Genomic DNA, 15,380 nt, shown 5'->3' with positions numbered 1-15,380 from the left:
AATATAAAATCGAGACAAATCCATGAACGACATGGTGAACGATTCTCCGGCGCAACTTGCACCATCTCCCCGCTGGTATGCAAAGTTGACGAGGAAACACTGGCTCACACTGAATGGTGCGTTTCTCGGATGGATCTTTGACGGATATGAGGCGCTCGCTCTCATCATGGTGCTGCCCGCTTTGATGCATTCGGTGCTGACGCCAGGCCAGATGAGTTCGCTGCCGCTCTACGCAGGACTGGTGATCGGAATTACCCTGCTCGGCTGGGGTATTGGCGGCCTGGTGGGCGGCGTTCTTGCCGACTATGTCGGACGCAAGCCGATGATGATGTGGTCGGTTCTCGCATACGCAATACTGACAGGATGCACAGCGTTCTCAGGCAGCCTGGTCTATCTGTGCGTACTGCGCTTCCTGACGGGCCTTGCCATGGGAAGCGAATGGAGCACAGGCATCGCGTTGATTGCCGAGACGTGGCCGCGTGAAGCGAGGGCTAAGGGTGCCGGCTTTTTGCAGTCGGGTTTTGGATGGGGCACGCTGATCGCCGCCGTGGCCTGGTATGCCTTAACCAGCGCCGACCCGTTAGGTGCAGACAACTGGCGCGTTATGTTCGTGATTGGCGCGTTGCCCGCGTTTTTTGTTCTTTATATCCGGCGCGGCGTGGACGAATCGGAACAATGGCAGGAAGCCGTGCGCAACAAACAATGGAACGCAACCGGCTCCGCCGCCGTGAGCGACCAACCCACCAAGCGCCCGTTCACACTGAAGCAGGTATTCAGCGAGCGAGAGTCGGTTCGCCGGATCGTCCTGACAACCGTGTTGTCCATTGTGACGATCGTGGGCTGGTGGGCTGTTTCCAGTTGGCTTCCGGCACGCACGGCAGAGTTGGCCAAGCAGGAACATGTTGTCAACGCCGGTCACTGGATCTCTTCGGTATCGATTGTCTACACGGTCGGTGCGATCATTGCCTACATGCTGTCAGGCTTCATCATCGATAGCGTGGGGCGCCGATGGTTCCTCTTCCTGGGTTTTGCCGGGTCATTGGCGACCACTGTCCTGACTTACGGCTGGATCAGTTCCGTCGAAGGCATGCTGGCCATTGCCGCGATCAACGGCTTCTTCACCCTGGGGTGTACGTTCGCCTGGCTGGCCATTTACCCGGCCGAGTTGTTCAATGCGTCTGTCCGCTCGACCGCTACAAGCTTTGTTTTCAACTCTGCCCGCCTGGTTGCCTGGGTCTTCCCGATTCTGTCCGGCTCCATGATCAAGTCGCTGGGCGGCGTATCTCATGCGGCATTAATGTTTGGATCCGTGTATGTCATCGGCATGATTCTTCCCTGGTTTCTTCCTGAAACAAAGGACCTCGGTCTACCAGAAGATGCGCTTCCTGAAAATTCGAACGCTGTTCAAGGCTAGGAGCGAAAATGGGCCGAACGCTCTACGACAAGATCTTCGACGCTCACGTAGTCCGAAGCAGGGCTGATGGCACCGCCCTTCTCTACATCGACCGCCACCTCGTGAATGAAGTCACGAGCCCCCAGGCGTTCGAATCGATGCGTCAGGAGGGCCGTGTGGTGTGGCGTCCGCGCGCCAATCTTGCAACGGCAGATCACAATGTGCCCACGACTGACCGGTCCCACGGCATTGAAGACGCCACTTCCCGCGCGCAGGTTCTAACCTTGCAGGAAAATACCGGCGCGACCAGCATCGATCACTTTGGCATGACTCATCCCGAACAGGGCATCCTGCACGTTGTCGCACCGGAGATTGGCAGCACCCTTCCCGGCATGACGATTGTCTGTGGCGACTCTCATACCAGTACGCATGGCGCGTTTGGTGCTCTCGCATTCGGCATTGGCACGTCGGAAATCGAACACGTGCTCAGTACGCAAACGCTGGTCACAAGCCGAAGCAAACGAATGCGTATCACCGTTGACGGCACGCTGCCTGCGGGTTGCACAGCGAAGGATGTCGCTCTCGCCATAATCGGCCATATAGGAACCGATGGTGCGACCGGACACGCGATTGAATTCGCGGGCCCGGTGGTGCGCGCTTTCTCAATGGAAGCGCGCATGACCCTGTGCAACATGTCCATTGAAGCTGGCGCGAGAGCCGGTCTGATCGCGGTGGACGCGACCACGCTGGCGTATTGCAAAACGCGTGCGCGCGCACCCAGCGGCGAGGACTGGTTGCGTGCGCAAACTGAGTGGTTGGCACTGCAATCAGATGACGACGCCGTATTCGATGCAGAAGTGCGTATGGATGTAACCGCACTTTTGCCTCAGGTCACCTGGGGAACGTCTCCCGAAATGGTGGTTGATGTGTCCGGCCGCATCCCCGATCCCATTGCAGGTGGAGACCAGGCTAAGTCCACGTCGTATATGAACGCGCTCAGCTATATGGGTCTCGACGCCGGAACGCCAATAACGTCCATTTCCCTGGACAAGATATTTATTGGCTCCTGCACCAATGGCCGCATCGAGGACCTGCGCGCTGCGGCTGAAGTATTGACGAAACTGGGCGGACGGATCGCGCCAAACATCAAGCTCGCACTTGCAGTACCGGGCTCTACTACCGTCAAGCGTCAGGCGGAGTTGGAGGGGCTACACAAGATTTTCATGGCTGCCGGCTTCGAATGGCGCGAAGCGGGATGCTCGATGTGCCTGGCAATGAATGCCGACAGGCTTGACCGGGGCGAACGCGTTGCGTCGACATCAAATCGTAATTTTGAAGGCCGGCAAGGTGCCGGCGGCAGATCTCATCTGGTTAGTCCGCCGATGGCCGCAGCAGCTGCGCTGCGAGGCCGCTTCACCGACGTCAGCGCCTTGTTCCGAGAAAGCAGGGTACAGCCATGACACCGTTCACCAAACACACCGGGATTGTATTGCCACTAGACCGCGACAACATCGATACCGACGCGATCATTCCAAAGCAGTTTATGAAATCGATCGCACGGACCGGATTTGGTCCCTATCTTTTTGACGAATGGCGTTTCTTGGACGAAGGCTATTACGGCAAGGCTTCATCCGAGCGCATTCCCAACCCCAAATGCCCGATCAATTTCCCACGCTTCGCCCATGCGTCGGTTCTGCTGGCTGGAAAAAACTTCGGTTGCGGAAGTTCCCGCGAACATGCGCCGTGGGCGCTTTATCAGTTCGGCATTCGGGTGATGATCGCAACCAGTTTTGCTGACATCTTTTTTAATAACTGCTGCAAGAACGGCATCCTTCCAGTCATATTGGCCGATGAACAAATCCAGGCATTACGAGCGGAGATTGAAGACACCCTGGGTTTTAGTCTCACTGTCAATCTGGAAACGCGTCAGGTGAGCTGGGCGAATGGTCAGCACGTTTCATTCGACATGCCGGAAATGCTGCGCAAGAATCTTCTTGAAGGCGTCGACGAAGTAGGTGCGACCTTATTATTCTCGGAAGAAATAAAAGCGTTCGAAGACAAGAGATTGAGTCAACGCCCGTGGCTTTGATGATTTCAGAATACCGGAGCATGCCTCGGCAAAGCCGCTATGGCTGTTGACACAGCTTTTGCTTCGCTTGCCGCAATGTGTGTGCATTCTCTCTTGCTAGATGGTGTCCAGTCGCGCGCCACTAGCGCGACGGACCACGTGCCAATTAAAAGCAGCGCCCAGCGCAAGCAGCACGAAGGTTCCGAGGAACACTGCGCGCCCGTGCCAATATGACCGCCTACAAAGCCACCCATTAGCGGTCCCGCGTCCTGTCCGGCGAATTGCGCGGACACGCAGTAACCAAGCGCAGTGCCCACCATGTGATCCAGCCTGCGATGCCAGATTGCGGCTATGACATGCGGCATCAGGCCGCCCAAGGCAAGTCCTGTCAGAAAACGCAAGCCAATCAGTTACCAGCCCGCGGAAGTGAACTTTCGAAGGCTCACCGCAATTGCCTACGCGAACGATTCTCGTCGGCGATTCGAGTGCGCGGCGATTCGGCGACCAGCACCGGAAGGCCCGTCTCCTCCCCGGGCAGGCGGTCGGGATCACGCGGTCGCGCACCCCGAGCGGAGAGCATAAGTGGGTCCAGGGCCTTTTTCTTATGTAGCGAGCGCCACGTCCGCGGGCGCCTCAACCTGTCCTTCGGTCATAATCAAAGCGCGAAGTTATTACCGGTACTAAAGAGGGGCGATTTGCGTGCACGCTTCAGCGCGGTAAGAACACACTCACGTAACCTAAATATCACGTCGACGCCAATTGAAAAAAGCTTTTCCAATCGCAGAGTTGGCGCGACCGCTGCGTCGGGCAAAAGATTCAGCGGCCAACACGTATCTCGATCCCGCGCTACCATATTCGCTATACAGCAACCGGAGTATGGTTTTATTACTTTGTCCTTTCGAGAACATGAACGAAATCGAACACCGGGGTTTTGTTTGCCCACGATGCAGCATCCCGATGGCAGATGGATGGGAAGTCCTTGCCGAGGGTGAAGTGCATCATGTTACTTGCCAATTCTGCCGCACGAAATTCGAAGCGTTGCTCGTCGAATGCAATGCGTGTGGCTCCGACGAGTTTGTATCGAGCCTTACAGATATCGATCAAGAGAGCGTCGTTTGTTCGAAGTGCGGACATCACAACCATCGCGGCGAGGTCGATGATGGCGAAGACTCTGGCATTTGAACGATCCGTGAACGTCGACACCGAACAGGTGACGTTGAAGCTTTTCAAGGTATCTCGTGGATATTCGCTGGAACGCCGCATCATTGAGAAAGATGACGCGGCATCGGTCCAGGTTTTGCTAATCAGCAAGCTTGACGAATTTGACGTTTTTGCAAATGCCGACCCGTACAAAAGTCAGATTGCGCCTTTTTACAATGAGATACGACGCAAACTTACGGATGATGGCTTAAAGCAATAACTGGTAATCGAAGGAGACTGAGGCATGGAATCGACCCAATCCGAAGCATCAGTTTTGAAGTATTTTGACCAAATTATATCGGCGCAGGACGAGTCCGATGTGGCGCATTGTGTAAGGGCGATCGTCTCGACGTTGGGTGCTGAGTCGTATGTCTTCGTCTCGATGAATCCAGCCGAGTCCTCTGAAAGCCGTGCTTCACACCGGTTTCTAATAGGATGTCGGCCCGAGTGGTGCCAACTTTACAACGCTAACAAATGGTTCATGACGGATCCGTTCTTGGATTACTCAGTCAGCAATACAGAACCGATTTTCGGTTCCCAAGTGGAGGTAACGACTCAAGGGCAGAGGGATATGCTTACCTCAGCTCACGAACATGGCTTCCGCAGCGGATTCGTCGTGCCGGTACACGCGAGCGACAAGGGGCGAATCGGTGTGCTTTACCTGGGGTCTGACAAGACTGAGGCGGAAGGCGAAAAGATCTTCTCTGTGAGTCGCATGTATTTTCGTGCACTTGCCGTGGAGCTGCTTGATTGGTCTATTCGCGTAGCTAAGCTCGAAATCATGGAGTCTCGCTCGATCACGGGTAAAGACCTGCAAGTCGTCAGCTACCTAAAAGACGGCTTCACGGCCGAGGATATCGCAAGGGAGATGGATGTCTCGGTGCAGACGATCTACGGCAACTACAAGAAAATCAAAGACAAGGTTGGTGCTTCCCACATATCCGAGGTAGTCAAATTCGCGGAAGTCAATGGACTGCTCGTCTAGTCCAAGACGGAGCTTCTGGCTCTCGCTGAGCCTTCCTTTGTCAGGCGCCGTGCTATTTGCTGCCGGCTATGCGTGGATGTTTGTAGCGATTGCGCTAGTTTTGGTGCCACTTCTCGACGCATGTATTGGCCGCGGCCCACCTTTGAGTGCCGCTCCAATCGAGAGGTTGTCCGAGCGCCAAATCCCTTGTTGGTTTGCATTAAGTTGGGCGATGGCGCTTGCAATTGCGGCTCGCGAAGCCACAACTGCAGGCCCGGTCGAATTTGTTGGCCTGGTTATCTCCTGCGGAGTGCTAAGTGCCACCGCTATGGCCCATCTGCACGAATTGACCCATCGAACCGGACGGCTCTGGCGCGGCTTTAGCGACTTTGCTTTTACGGTCGCTGGCTACCCTCACTACAGGTTCGCGCATGAATTACACCACGACCATCTCGGCGACCCGTTGTTTGGGTCCACTGCTTCCGTGGGCACGTCATCATGGGCTCACGTGGTCCGGTCGTATCTCAGCGCGCTGAGGGCCTCGCTGAATTCAACATCGTATCGAGATCGCTCCGTCCCTCGGCGCCTGTATGCAAATATCTTGATCGCCTTTCTGCTGGTGATCTTGCCGCTAACGCTGCACGCTTGGCGGCTGTCACTGTTCGTGTTTGGTTACGCGACAATTAGCGTCTTCATCGTCGAGACTGTAGGTTACATGCAGCACTACGGCTTTGACCACCAAAGCCAACACGACGCTATCCACTCCTGGGATGTTGATTTTTGGCTTTCAAATTGCCTGTTGGTCAACAACGGATACCATGGGGCACACCACGAAAACGGACGGTCGCCGTACACTCAACTGCATCCAACCCGAGCCGCCTTACCGGGGGGTTATTTCCACATGCTTTGGCTGAGCCTTGTGCCGCCGGCTTGGTTCTCCGTCATGGATAGACGCGTAAACGTCCTAAACAAGCGACGGCGCCGACAACTGGTCACCCTTCGCGAGCAGTCCCTCCGCGACCGCGGCAAGATAGTCTGAGTCGAGAGAATCCAAGTGTATTGCAGTCGTCTCCCCGGTCTTGCCGTAGTTCTTGTTTGTTGACCGCGTGTAAGCGGGATCGTAGTGATCAATCATGATGCTCTCGAAAAGCGCATCCATTTCCCTACGCTCAGCGAGTTCCTTCCACCTGTCGATCGTGACCCCACCTACCAGCGGTTTCAGGTAGGTTAGTTTTTCGATCAGCCCAACAGGGTCTTCTGCAAAATGTGGATATTCTCGGTGCCACATCGCAACACGCTCTGACATCGGTGTGTGCACAACAAACAAACGGGAGCGATGCATCGCCTCGAATAATGAAGTTGGCAACTGTACCTGACCGATCTTCTTGCTCTCGCTTTCGATCCAGATAGGCTTTGCTAAGTCAAACCGACTTATTTCATCGAGCAGAAGCGTGTCAAAGTACTTCTGACTGGGTTGGGGATGCCCGGGGATGCCGCCAATTATGGAACCTCTGTGTGAAGCGAGCGCTTCGAGATCCAGCATCTGGGCTCCCGCTTTTCGCAGCGCGTGAAGCAGACTCGTCTTTCCGCATCCAGTCGGACCAGAAAGCACATTAAAAGTCATTTTGGTAGGCACTTGCTCGAGTGTCTCTCTCACCCAGTTCCGATAGCCCTTCCACCCTCGAGGTAAACGTTCGACCTTGTAGCCAATTGTCTCCAGCGCATCCGTCCAAAGCTTGCTCCGTTTCCCGCCGCGAAAACAGTACACAAGGATGGTCGCTCGCTTGCTTGTCTGGAAAAACGGAAGCTCCAAATGACGAGCAATGTTTTTAAGCGAGTACGCGACCCCGATCTGATAAGCCCGCATTGGGTCAGTCCGATGAGTGGTCCCGACCTCAGCGTATTCTTCATCGAATACCACGGGGAGGTTGATAGCTCCCGGCACGTGGTCTTCCTTGAATTCACGCGGGCTCCTTGCGTCGATGATCAAATCGAAGCCCGTCAACGTTTGCAAGTCATACATAGTCGGTTCCACCACCATAACATCTGAAGTAAGTCAATACTAAGCGCACCTGCACCGTTACTAATCAAGGTCGGGCTACCATAAGACAAGACAAGCGGGCTACTAGCAAACGCCGTCCTCCGCGCGACAGCAGTCTGCAATCGTACCGCAAGAGATGCGTGCGGATCGCAAGGGATCGTTTGCAGGCTTCCACCCTATGTCGCATTTCGTTACGAAGCGACACACCTTCAACAATTAAATCTGTTGAATCGAATCCATAAATGTATTTTCATGTACAACAAATCATATCAAACGTTAAACACTCGATGCTTTTCGTGAGATTGGCAGGTTGAATCATGGAAAACTGAGCTGTCTCGTGGCATTACTCCTTGCTGTACGAACGATTGCAAGGGAGCAAATGCACACGCTGACAAAACGGGACCTCGCGGTCCTCGACGGAGCCCAACCTGAATACGAAGTGTTTTTGGTGGAGACCAGCGAGAGCGAAACTGGTGATGACCGTGATGGCTGGTGGTTGATGAACGTGAAGATACCCAGCGAATCGAAGGTCTACGTCGTCCAAACCGCGTTGGGGCGGACGAAGCTTTGGAAGCGCCTTGATATTGCGGTTGATTTCGTCAAAGAGACTTGCCCGCGCGTCAGCACGGTACACGTGTTACTGCGTAAAGAATCGACGTGAGTGCGAGGTAAGTGCGACGTGAGATGAAGCGGATGATGCCAGTGCTATCAACACCGACATCAACCTAACCACTGTTGGAACTGTTGAGGCTCAAATGGCTAACCCCATTATAGGTGGAAAAACTCGTCTGTTGAACTGGGAAAGCGGAGTGCATAGCCTCTTGGTTTGCGGCGCGCTGTTGACATTCGTAACGCCTTCCCCAGTTTTCGCCGACGATTGGGGTTGTCAAGTGTTGCTGTGCCTAGCAGATCCTCGCGGGCCAGAGACTGAGTCAGAATGCAAGCCCCCCATCGAAAAGCTTTGGAATGCGCTTGAGCACGGCAAACCATTTCCCACCTGCGACCTGAATAGCAGCGTGGCAGACCTCCCGCCTGATGTCAGGAGCTCATTGCCTGCGAGCTCGCGCAACGCAGGCCAAGGCACAGGCGCGCAAAGCGTAGGCGCAGGCCCAAACTACTGCAGCCCAAACCTCCTTTTCTGGGGTCCACCCGAGCAAAGCATGCTCACATGCGGCGCTCGTGGTGCAATCAACGTCACCATCGACAACAAGCTGTTCACCCGTGTTTGGTGGGGAATCAACGGCAAAGCGACTATCACCGAGTTCTATGGGCAAGGGTCGACCACAGTCCCCTATGACCCCGCCTCATCTGCGCAACAATTTTTGTCAAGGACCGATGCGCCAGGGGCCGGCGAGTCGCCTGGCGCAGATACCGGCGGCAATCACTAACCTGCGCACGCGTACTGTCGCTGTAATCCCCACTGCAGTTGGTGCGACGTCAGGCACCGTATCAAGAAACAGCGCTTGATCTCGATTAGCCAATTAGTACAACTGAAAGGTAATAAAGGTGCGTAGATTGTTCGTTGGCGAAAAATCAAGCCTTGTGCAAGCCGTGGTCGCAGTCTTGCCAGGCACGCCGCGTCGCGACGGCGTGGTGACCTATATCGGCGACAATGCTTTCGTGCCGCTCGCTGGTCACGCACTCGAGCAGGCCATGCCAGACGAGTATCTTCCCGATGACCTACCACGCAGCAAGAGCGGTTCAAAGATCTGGCGTTATCAAGACCTTCCGATCGTACCAACTGCCTGGCTGATGGCTCCCCGTGGTGATTTGGAGCGTAACGTCCGCGCGGTAGAAAAACTATTGTCCGAGGTCGATCAAGTCGTGCATCTGGGTGACCCGGATGAGGAAGGCCAGCTTCTTGTAGATGAAGTTCTGATCTATCTAGGTAACACCAAGCCCGTCCTACGGCTGCTCGTCAACGATTACAACCCGGCCAAGGTCGGTCAGGCACTTGACTCGATGCGCAGCAATGAGGAGCAGCAGTTTCGCGCATGGTTCATGTGGGCACTTGCGCGTTCGCGTTACGACTGGCTCTTCGGCCTGAACCTGACGCGTGCCGTCACATTACGCGCTCTTGAGCTCGGATTCGACGGCGTATTGACCGTCGGGAGCGTCCAAACCCCGACGCTCATGATCGTATATGGCCGCGATCGGGCTATCGAGTCATTCAAGCCGGCCGGCTATTTCACTATCGCGGCGAAGATACGGCATGAGAACGGCCTGTTTGTCGCCAACTGGAAGGCGCGCGAAGACCAAGCCGGTCTCGACGATGCGGGCCGTTTGATCGACGAATCTGTTGCGCGTGCGCTTGTTGTCCGTATGCGAGACCAGCCGGCAGAGATATCAGCGTATGACAAGTCGCCCAAGCGAGAGGCGCCGCCGCTGCCTTTGTCCCTGAACGAATTGACGGTGGCCGCATGCGGCAAGTTTGGCTATACGGGTGACGAAGTGTTGGCCGCGGCGCAAGTGCTGTACGAACGTTACAAAGTCACAAGCTACCCGCGCACGGAGAACCGTTATCTGTCGGAGGCGCAGCACGATGAAGCGCCGACCATTCTGGCGTCGGTTAGCCGAAACCTGCCCAGACTCGGCTCATTGATCAGCTGCGCCGACACGAAACGCAAATCGGCTGCGTTCGACGACAAGAAGATGAATGGTGAAGCGCACCACGGCATCGTGCCAACCGTATGCGTAACGGACCTGTCCGCGCTTACTGAGATCGAGCGCAACGTCTACGACCTGGTCGTCCGGAGCTACCTCGCCCAATTCTTCGAGCACACCGTGTTTATGCAAACCCGGATTGAGGTTGTATGTGTCGGCGAGCGCTTGACCGCCAACGGCAAGACGCCCGTGTACGCCGGCTGGCGTGATGTCTATGCGCCACACGAGGACGCGACTGCGCAAACGCCGGTCGAAAGCGAAACCGATGACGGTAAGCAAACACTTCCGGACATGGCGCAGGGCGACACTGCGATGTGCACGGCATGTGATACCGCGAGCAGAGCAACGAAGCCCCCTTCCTGCTTTGATGAAGCATCGTTGCTGAGCGCCATGATTGACCTTCACAAATTCACGACCGATCCGGCTGCTAGAGCGCGTCTGAAAGAGGGAAAAGGCATTGGTACAAGCGCCACACGCGCCGGGATCATCAAGGACCTGCGCGAGCGTGGTTTCCTCGAGATCGCCAAGGGCACCAAAAACAAGCTGACGTGCAGCGCAAGCGGCCGGGGGTTGCTTACGGCACTACCCGTCCCAGTCAAGGATCCAACGATGGCCGGCATGTTCAAAATCGCGCTCGACGCGGTAGCGAGCGGGCAAATCACGTACGACCAGTTCATCGAACGCAACGTCGCTTTCATTACCAAGGTGATCGCGGGCTTGCGGACTGCGCCGATGAACTTGCCGATGTCGCCCGCGCCGGCGTGTCCGCAATGTGCATCTGGCCGCTTGCGTCGAATCTTTGGCAATGACGGCCATTTCTGGGGTTGCTCGAACTTCAAGGCGCAGCCCAAGTGCACCGCGTCCTATCCGGACCGTGACGGTGCACCAGACTTCACGTCGAAACTGAAGCCCAGGAACAAGGGCTTTGGATTTAAGAGAGTGGGAGCGATGTATGGCTGAGCAACCCAAACAAGATCGCGTGTGGGATTTTGAGACTGAAGCATACCTGCCGTCGGATGATGAAAAGCTTGGAAACGGAAAAACACTCATTTCGGATTTGGCCGACCTCGGGAAAACGACGTCTTTGAACACGCTCCTGAATGCAGAACCGGACCGTCCGGACGGAGATCCGGACGTTGACAGCGAACCCGCGCAATGATGCCCGCTGACTTCAATAGCCTCGCGCAGCAATGCGCGCCCGCAGTTCATCCGACGACTTTGCAGGCGATTGTTCGCACCGAGTCGGGTTTCAACCCCTTTGCGATCGGTGTTGTAGGAGGTCGCCTCGTGCGTCAGCCACAGAACCGAGATGAAGCGATGGCCACTGTTGCGGCGCTCGACGCGGGAGGCTGGAACTACAGCATGGGCTTGAGCCAAGTGAATCGCTACAACCTCGCGAGGTATGGCATGGACGCGAATGCCGCATTTGATCCTTGCACGAATCTGCGTGCAGGCTCGGCGATCTTGTCGGACTGTTATAGCCGTGCGTCCGCCCGTATGGGTGCTGGCCAGAACGCGTTGCACGCGGCGCTCAGCTGCTATTACAGCGGGAATTTCAAGCGTGGGTTCGTCCGTGATTCCGGAACATCGAGCTACGTCCAGCGCGTTGTTTCCTTCGTAGCGTCGACAGACCCGGAAGCGGCTAAGGGAGATGTTCGGCCCATTGCTGTCGTGCCAGTCGCGACGCCCGAGACGGTGCGGCAAACCGTGCCGCGACTCGACCCTGATACAGGGGCACCGGCAGAAATTAGAACGCCTTCGACATCACGGCATGCGCAATCCGAGCATACCCACCCATCCTGGGACACATTCGGGGATTTTTGAACCTTTGATCCAGCACTCTATTTCTTCTCAACCAAATGACTAACTTGTTATCAGGACAACTATGAAACGTACCAAACTATTCTCCCTGCTTGTATCGCCGTTGGTTGGCTTCGCTGTATCGTTGGTAAGCGCGAGCGCGCATGCCGGCGGTCTGACTGCCGGGACCAGCGCGATCACCAATTTTGAAGTCTGGTTCTTTACGATTTGCGGAATTCTCGCGATTTGCTACCTGCTCTGGGTCGGGATTCAATGCTGGAGCAACAAAGCGGATTGGGTGCATGACTTCGGTGGCGCCATTGCCAAGGTCGCGGCCGTCGGCTCCGTTCCGGTTCTCGCAGCGTGGGCCTGGACTGTTTTCGGATCATGAGCGAAAAAGCCCTGTATTCGTCGTATGCGGGCCTTGGCCGCGTTGCCATGATTGAGGGCGTTCCCCTGATGGCGGGCTTGGTGCTCTTCGGGATCAGCGTCGCGATTGCCATGGTGGGCGGCTTCGCCTTCGGCCCGGCGGGCTTTCTCCTGTTCGTCCCCTGCATCGCACCCGTGATGTTCATCAAGCAGGTGTGTGCGACCGACGACCAGGCGCTGAACATCTTGTTGCTTGAAGTGCGTTGCTTTCTTGGACGCACCAACGCCCGGATGTTTGGCAATACCTTCACGCTCAGCCCGATGAAGTACGGCTACCGGCTCGACACGTTCAGAGCGGCATTTGAGCGCACGCCTTCGCTGGTGGCCCATGAGCAGTTTCGCGTCGCGTTCTCGCAGCACAAGGAAAACTGATGTCCATTTACGAAAAAATGAAACGTCAACCGGCAGTCGAAGACAAGATGCCCAAGGTCGGCCATGCGGTGTCTGAGCACGTAACGAGCTGCGGAAACGATCGAACATTGGGCGTGATTCGTCTGCCGGGCATCCCGTTTGAGTCGGCGACGGACTCCATTCTGGAAAACCGCTTCGACTCCTTCAATCGCTTCTTGTCGTCTCTCGGCGCGACCAAAGGCAATCGACTGTCGATCACTACGACGCTCAAGCGCCGGCGCATGGCGCACGACCAGACGTACGGGTTTCGCTCGTCGTTTATGAAGGACTTTAGCGAACAGTATCTCGCGCGCTTCAAGAAAACCGACTATTTCGAAAACACATATTACCTAAGCGTTGTGCTCAAGCACGACAACCTCGATGAGGGCGTGGCCGAGATGGAAGAGCTCTTGCAGACCATCGTAAAGGCCCTGAACGCGTACGACCCGGAGATCTTGTGCGCTTACGAGCGCAATGGCGTGATGTTTTCCGAAACCTTTGAATTCATCGGCGAGCTGATCAATGGCGTCGAGCGTCGGGTGCCGGTGACCGAGATGCCAGGCTACCAGGCGATACCGAACGCGTGGATGCACTTCGGCTACGACGTTTTGGAAGTGCGCTCCGACAACAACACCAAATACGCAGTTTGCTATGACTTGAAGGATTTGCCGAAGAGCGGCTGGGGCCAGATGAATTCGCTGCTGACCGTGCCAGTCGAGTTCACCTTGACGCAATCGTTCGGATTTCTGGGCACGCATCAGGCGAACGCCAAGATCGAAACACAGATTGGCAAGCTTACGTCAGTGCAAGACAAGGCCGTTCATCAGATCGATGATCTGAGCCATGCGCAGGCGCTGCTCGCTGCGCGCGAGCTCGCGTTCGGTGATTACCATGGTGCGCTCGTGGTGTACGGATCGAGCGCGCATAAGGCAATCGAAAACGGGACCTACGTTGCTGCGCAGTCGCTCAACGAATGCGGCGTGAGCTGGATGCCTGCGACTTTGTCGGCACCGGTGACCTATTTTAGTCAAGTTCCCGGGGCGACCAAAAAGCCGCGACCCAGTCCGCGGTCTACGCGCACGCTAGCGTCGACGTCCTCCATGCACAACTACTCAACTGGCAAAGCGAGGGGCAATCCAATCGGCGACGGCACCGCGGTGATGCCGCTCTCGACCATAGGCAAGGGTCGATTCGATTTCAATTTTCACGCGTCGCTGCCTGATCAGGACAATACGGGCGAGAAATTCGCAGGGCACACCTTGATGCTCGGTGCGACCGGTACAGGAAAGACCACGCTGCAGCTCTCCCTTGTGGGATTTCTCGAGCGGTTTGATCCGAAGATTTTCGCACTCGACCTCGACCGGGGCATGGAGATTTTCATTCGTAACTTAGGCGGTGTCTATCTGCCGTTGAAGGCCGGTGTCGAAACGGGGCTTGCGCCTTTCGAACTGCCGCCCACCGAAGCGAACCTGCAGTTCCTGTACAGCTTAGTGAGGTCGTGCGGGCGTGACGCGGCCGGACAGATTAATGATACCGATGCCATCAGGGTCAAGAACGCGGTCGACGCCATCTATGCTATCGAGCGGGTCGAAGATCGCGTGTTCAGCCGTCTGCTCGAAAACATTGCAGATGACGGCACGCCCAATTCGCTCTGGACCCGGCTATCAAAATGGTGCCATGCAGCCGACGGTGAATTCGCTTGGGCGCTCGACAACGTTCCGAACTCGATGATCGATGTCACGAAGCAGCACCGCATCGGCTTTGATGTAACGGACTTCCTGCAGAAGAATTATCAGCCGACCGAGCCGGTCCTCGCCTACTTGTTCTATCTCAAGAAGCTGATGCAGGAGAACGGCGGATTGCTGGTTACGATCGTCGAAGAATTCTGGTTGCCCGCGCAGTATCCAGTTACGCAAGACCTGATCTTGAAGTCCCTCAAAACCGGTCGAAAGATTGAAGAGTTCGTGCTGCTTGTGTCGCAGTCGCCGGAAGATGCCATTGCGAGCCCGATCTTTGCCGCAATTCAACAGCAGACGGCCACCAAGATCTATCTGCCGAACCCCGACGCGCGGTTCGAGGCTTACGAGGTGTGCAACATGAACCGAAAGGAGTTCGACGTCCTCAAGAGCCTCGACAAGGAATCGCGGACGTTTCTCATCAAACAGAGCAATCAGTCAGTGTTTGCAACGCTTGATCTATATGGCATGTCGGACGAGCTTGCAGTTCTCTCCGGCACGACGGACAACATTCCGATTTGGGACGAAGTATGGGCTGAGTTCGGGCCAGATATCGACGAGTGTATGGCGGTCTTCCAATCACGGCGCAAGGGCAAGAAGAAGGCTGCCAAGTTCGATCGGCTTGCCATGGACCATTCGCATGCCCCAGCCCATGAAGCGAGTCTCGAAGAGGGAGCAACATCATGAGCGTGGCT

At 55.9% G+C, this 15,380-nt stretch carries 15 protein-coding genes; 13 read left to right on the top strand and 2 right to left on the bottom strand.

Annotated features, from left to right (window positions below; translation table 11 throughout):
- The first annotated feature begins 22 nt into the window (after positions 1-22).
- Genes ACSQ83_RS27605 through leuD form a run of 3 tightly spaced genes read left to right on the top strand, consistent with a single transcriptional unit; the run spans position 23 to position 3,482 of the window.
- Positions 23-1,414: an MFS transporter gene (locus ACSQ83_RS27605; RefSeq protein WP_436230373.1), complete on the top strand. Its 1,392-nt coding sequence runs from the start codon at positions 23-25 to the stop codon at positions 1,412-1,414.
- Between the two features lie 8 nt (positions 1,415-1,422).
- On the top strand, positions 1,423-2,853 hold the full coding sequence (gene leuC, locus ACSQ83_RS27600) for a 3-isopropylmalate dehydratase large subunit (RefSeq protein ID WP_436230372.1): 1,431 nt from the start codon (positions 1,423-1,425) through the stop codon (positions 2,851-2,853).
- A complete protein-coding gene (gene leuD, locus ACSQ83_RS27595; protein ID WP_436230371.1) occupies positions 2,850-3,482 on the top strand; it encodes a 3-isopropylmalate dehydratase small subunit in 633 nt (210 codons plus the stop codon). The genes leuC and leuD overlap by 4 nt, the downstream gene beginning before the upstream one ends.
- Before the next feature lie 864 nt (positions 3,483-4,346).
- Here the strand turns inward: leuD and ACSQ83_RS27590 are convergent.
- Positions 4,347-4,691: a hypothetical protein gene (locus tag ACSQ83_RS27590; RefSeq protein WP_436230370.1), complete on the bottom strand. Its 345-nt coding sequence runs from the start codon at positions 4,689-4,691 to the stop codon at positions 4,347-4,349.
- Between the two features lie 214 nt (positions 4,692-4,905).
- Between ACSQ83_RS27590 and ACSQ83_RS27585 the strand changes: the two genes are divergently transcribed.
- Together ACSQ83_RS27585 and ACSQ83_RS27580 are read left to right on the top strand one after the other, a co-directional pair.
- A complete protein-coding gene (locus ACSQ83_RS27585) occupies positions 4,906-5,646 on the top strand; it encodes an autoinducer binding domain-containing protein (RefSeq protein ID WP_436230369.1) in 741 nt (246 codons plus the stop codon).
- The gene (locus ACSQ83_RS27580; RefSeq protein WP_436230368.1) at positions 5,630-6,664 is read left to right on the top strand and encodes a fatty acid desaturase; all 1,035 of its coding nucleotides are present in this window, start codon (positions 5,630-5,632) and stop codon (positions 6,662-6,664) included. The genes ACSQ83_RS27585 and ACSQ83_RS27580 overlap by 17 nt, the downstream gene beginning before the upstream one ends.
- On the opposite strand, the gene mnmH is transcribed toward ACSQ83_RS27580, so the two are convergent.
- Entirely contained in the window at positions 6,590-7,648 is a 1,059-nt protein-coding gene (mnmH, locus tag ACSQ83_RS27575; RefSeq protein ID WP_436230367.1) for a tRNA 2-selenouridine(34) synthase MnmH, read from the bottom strand. The two genes, ACSQ83_RS27580 and mnmH, sit on opposite strands and share 75 nt — an antisense overlap.
- A gap of 397 nt (positions 7,649-8,045) precedes the next feature.
- Between mnmH and ACSQ83_RS27570 the strand changes: the two genes are divergently transcribed.
- The 8 genes from ACSQ83_RS27570 (at position 8,046) to ACSQ83_RS27535 (ending at position 15,372) form a co-directional block, all read left to right on the top strand.
- Positions 8,046-8,327: a hypothetical protein gene (locus tag ACSQ83_RS27570; RefSeq protein WP_436230366.1), complete on the top strand. Its 282-nt coding sequence runs from the start codon at positions 8,046-8,048 to the stop codon at positions 8,325-8,327.
- Between the two features lie 499 nt (positions 8,328-8,826).
- Positions 8,827-9,054 carry a hypothetical protein gene (locus ACSQ83_RS27565; protein ID WP_436230365.1) on the top strand — a complete coding sequence of 76 codons (228 nt, stop codon included), beginning with the start codon at positions 8,827-8,829 and terminating at the stop codon, positions 9,052-9,054.
- A 118-nt stretch (positions 9,055-9,172) separates the two neighbouring features.
- Positions 9,173-11,290 carry a DNA topoisomerase gene (locus ACSQ83_RS27560; RefSeq protein WP_436230364.1) on the top strand — a complete coding sequence of 706 codons (2,118 nt, stop codon included), beginning with the start codon at positions 9,173-9,175 and terminating at the stop codon, positions 11,288-11,290.
- The gene (locus tag ACSQ83_RS27555) at positions 11,283-11,489 is read left to right on the top strand and encodes a hypothetical protein (RefSeq protein ID WP_436230363.1); all 207 of its coding nucleotides are present in this window, start codon (positions 11,283-11,285) and stop codon (positions 11,487-11,489) included. Before ACSQ83_RS27560 ends, ACSQ83_RS27555 begins: the two co-directional genes overlap by 8 nt.
- A complete protein-coding gene (locus tag ACSQ83_RS27550; protein ID WP_436230362.1) occupies positions 11,486-12,154 on the top strand; it encodes a lytic transglycosylase domain-containing protein in 669 nt (222 codons plus the stop codon). Before ACSQ83_RS27555 ends, ACSQ83_RS27550 begins: the two co-directional genes overlap by 4 nt.
- A gap of 61 nt (positions 12,155-12,215) precedes the next feature.
- Complete coding sequence (locus ACSQ83_RS27545) at positions 12,216-12,521, top strand: hypothetical protein (protein WP_436230361.1); 306 nt, start codon at positions 12,216-12,218, stop codon at positions 12,519-12,521.
- Complete coding sequence (locus ACSQ83_RS27540) at positions 12,518-12,931, top strand: VirB3 family type IV secretion system protein (RefSeq protein WP_436230360.1); 414 nt, start codon at positions 12,518-12,520, stop codon at positions 12,929-12,931. Before ACSQ83_RS27545 ends, ACSQ83_RS27540 begins: the two co-directional genes overlap by 4 nt.
- The gene (locus ACSQ83_RS27535; protein ID WP_436230359.1) at positions 12,931-15,372 is read left to right on the top strand and encodes a transporter; all 2,442 of its coding nucleotides are present in this window, start codon (positions 12,931-12,933) and stop codon (positions 15,370-15,372) included. Before ACSQ83_RS27540 ends, ACSQ83_RS27535 begins: the two co-directional genes overlap by 1 nt.
- The last annotated feature ends 8 nt before the right edge of the window (positions 15,373-15,380 follow it).

It is taken from the genome of Caballeronia sp. LjRoot29, assembly GCF_964252755.1.
Lineage (GTDB): Bacteria > Pseudomonadota > Gammaproteobacteria > Burkholderiales > Burkholderiaceae > Caballeronia.
Note: the sequence above shows the minus strand (reverse complement) of the source record. Positions and strands in the feature narration are given on the sequence as shown.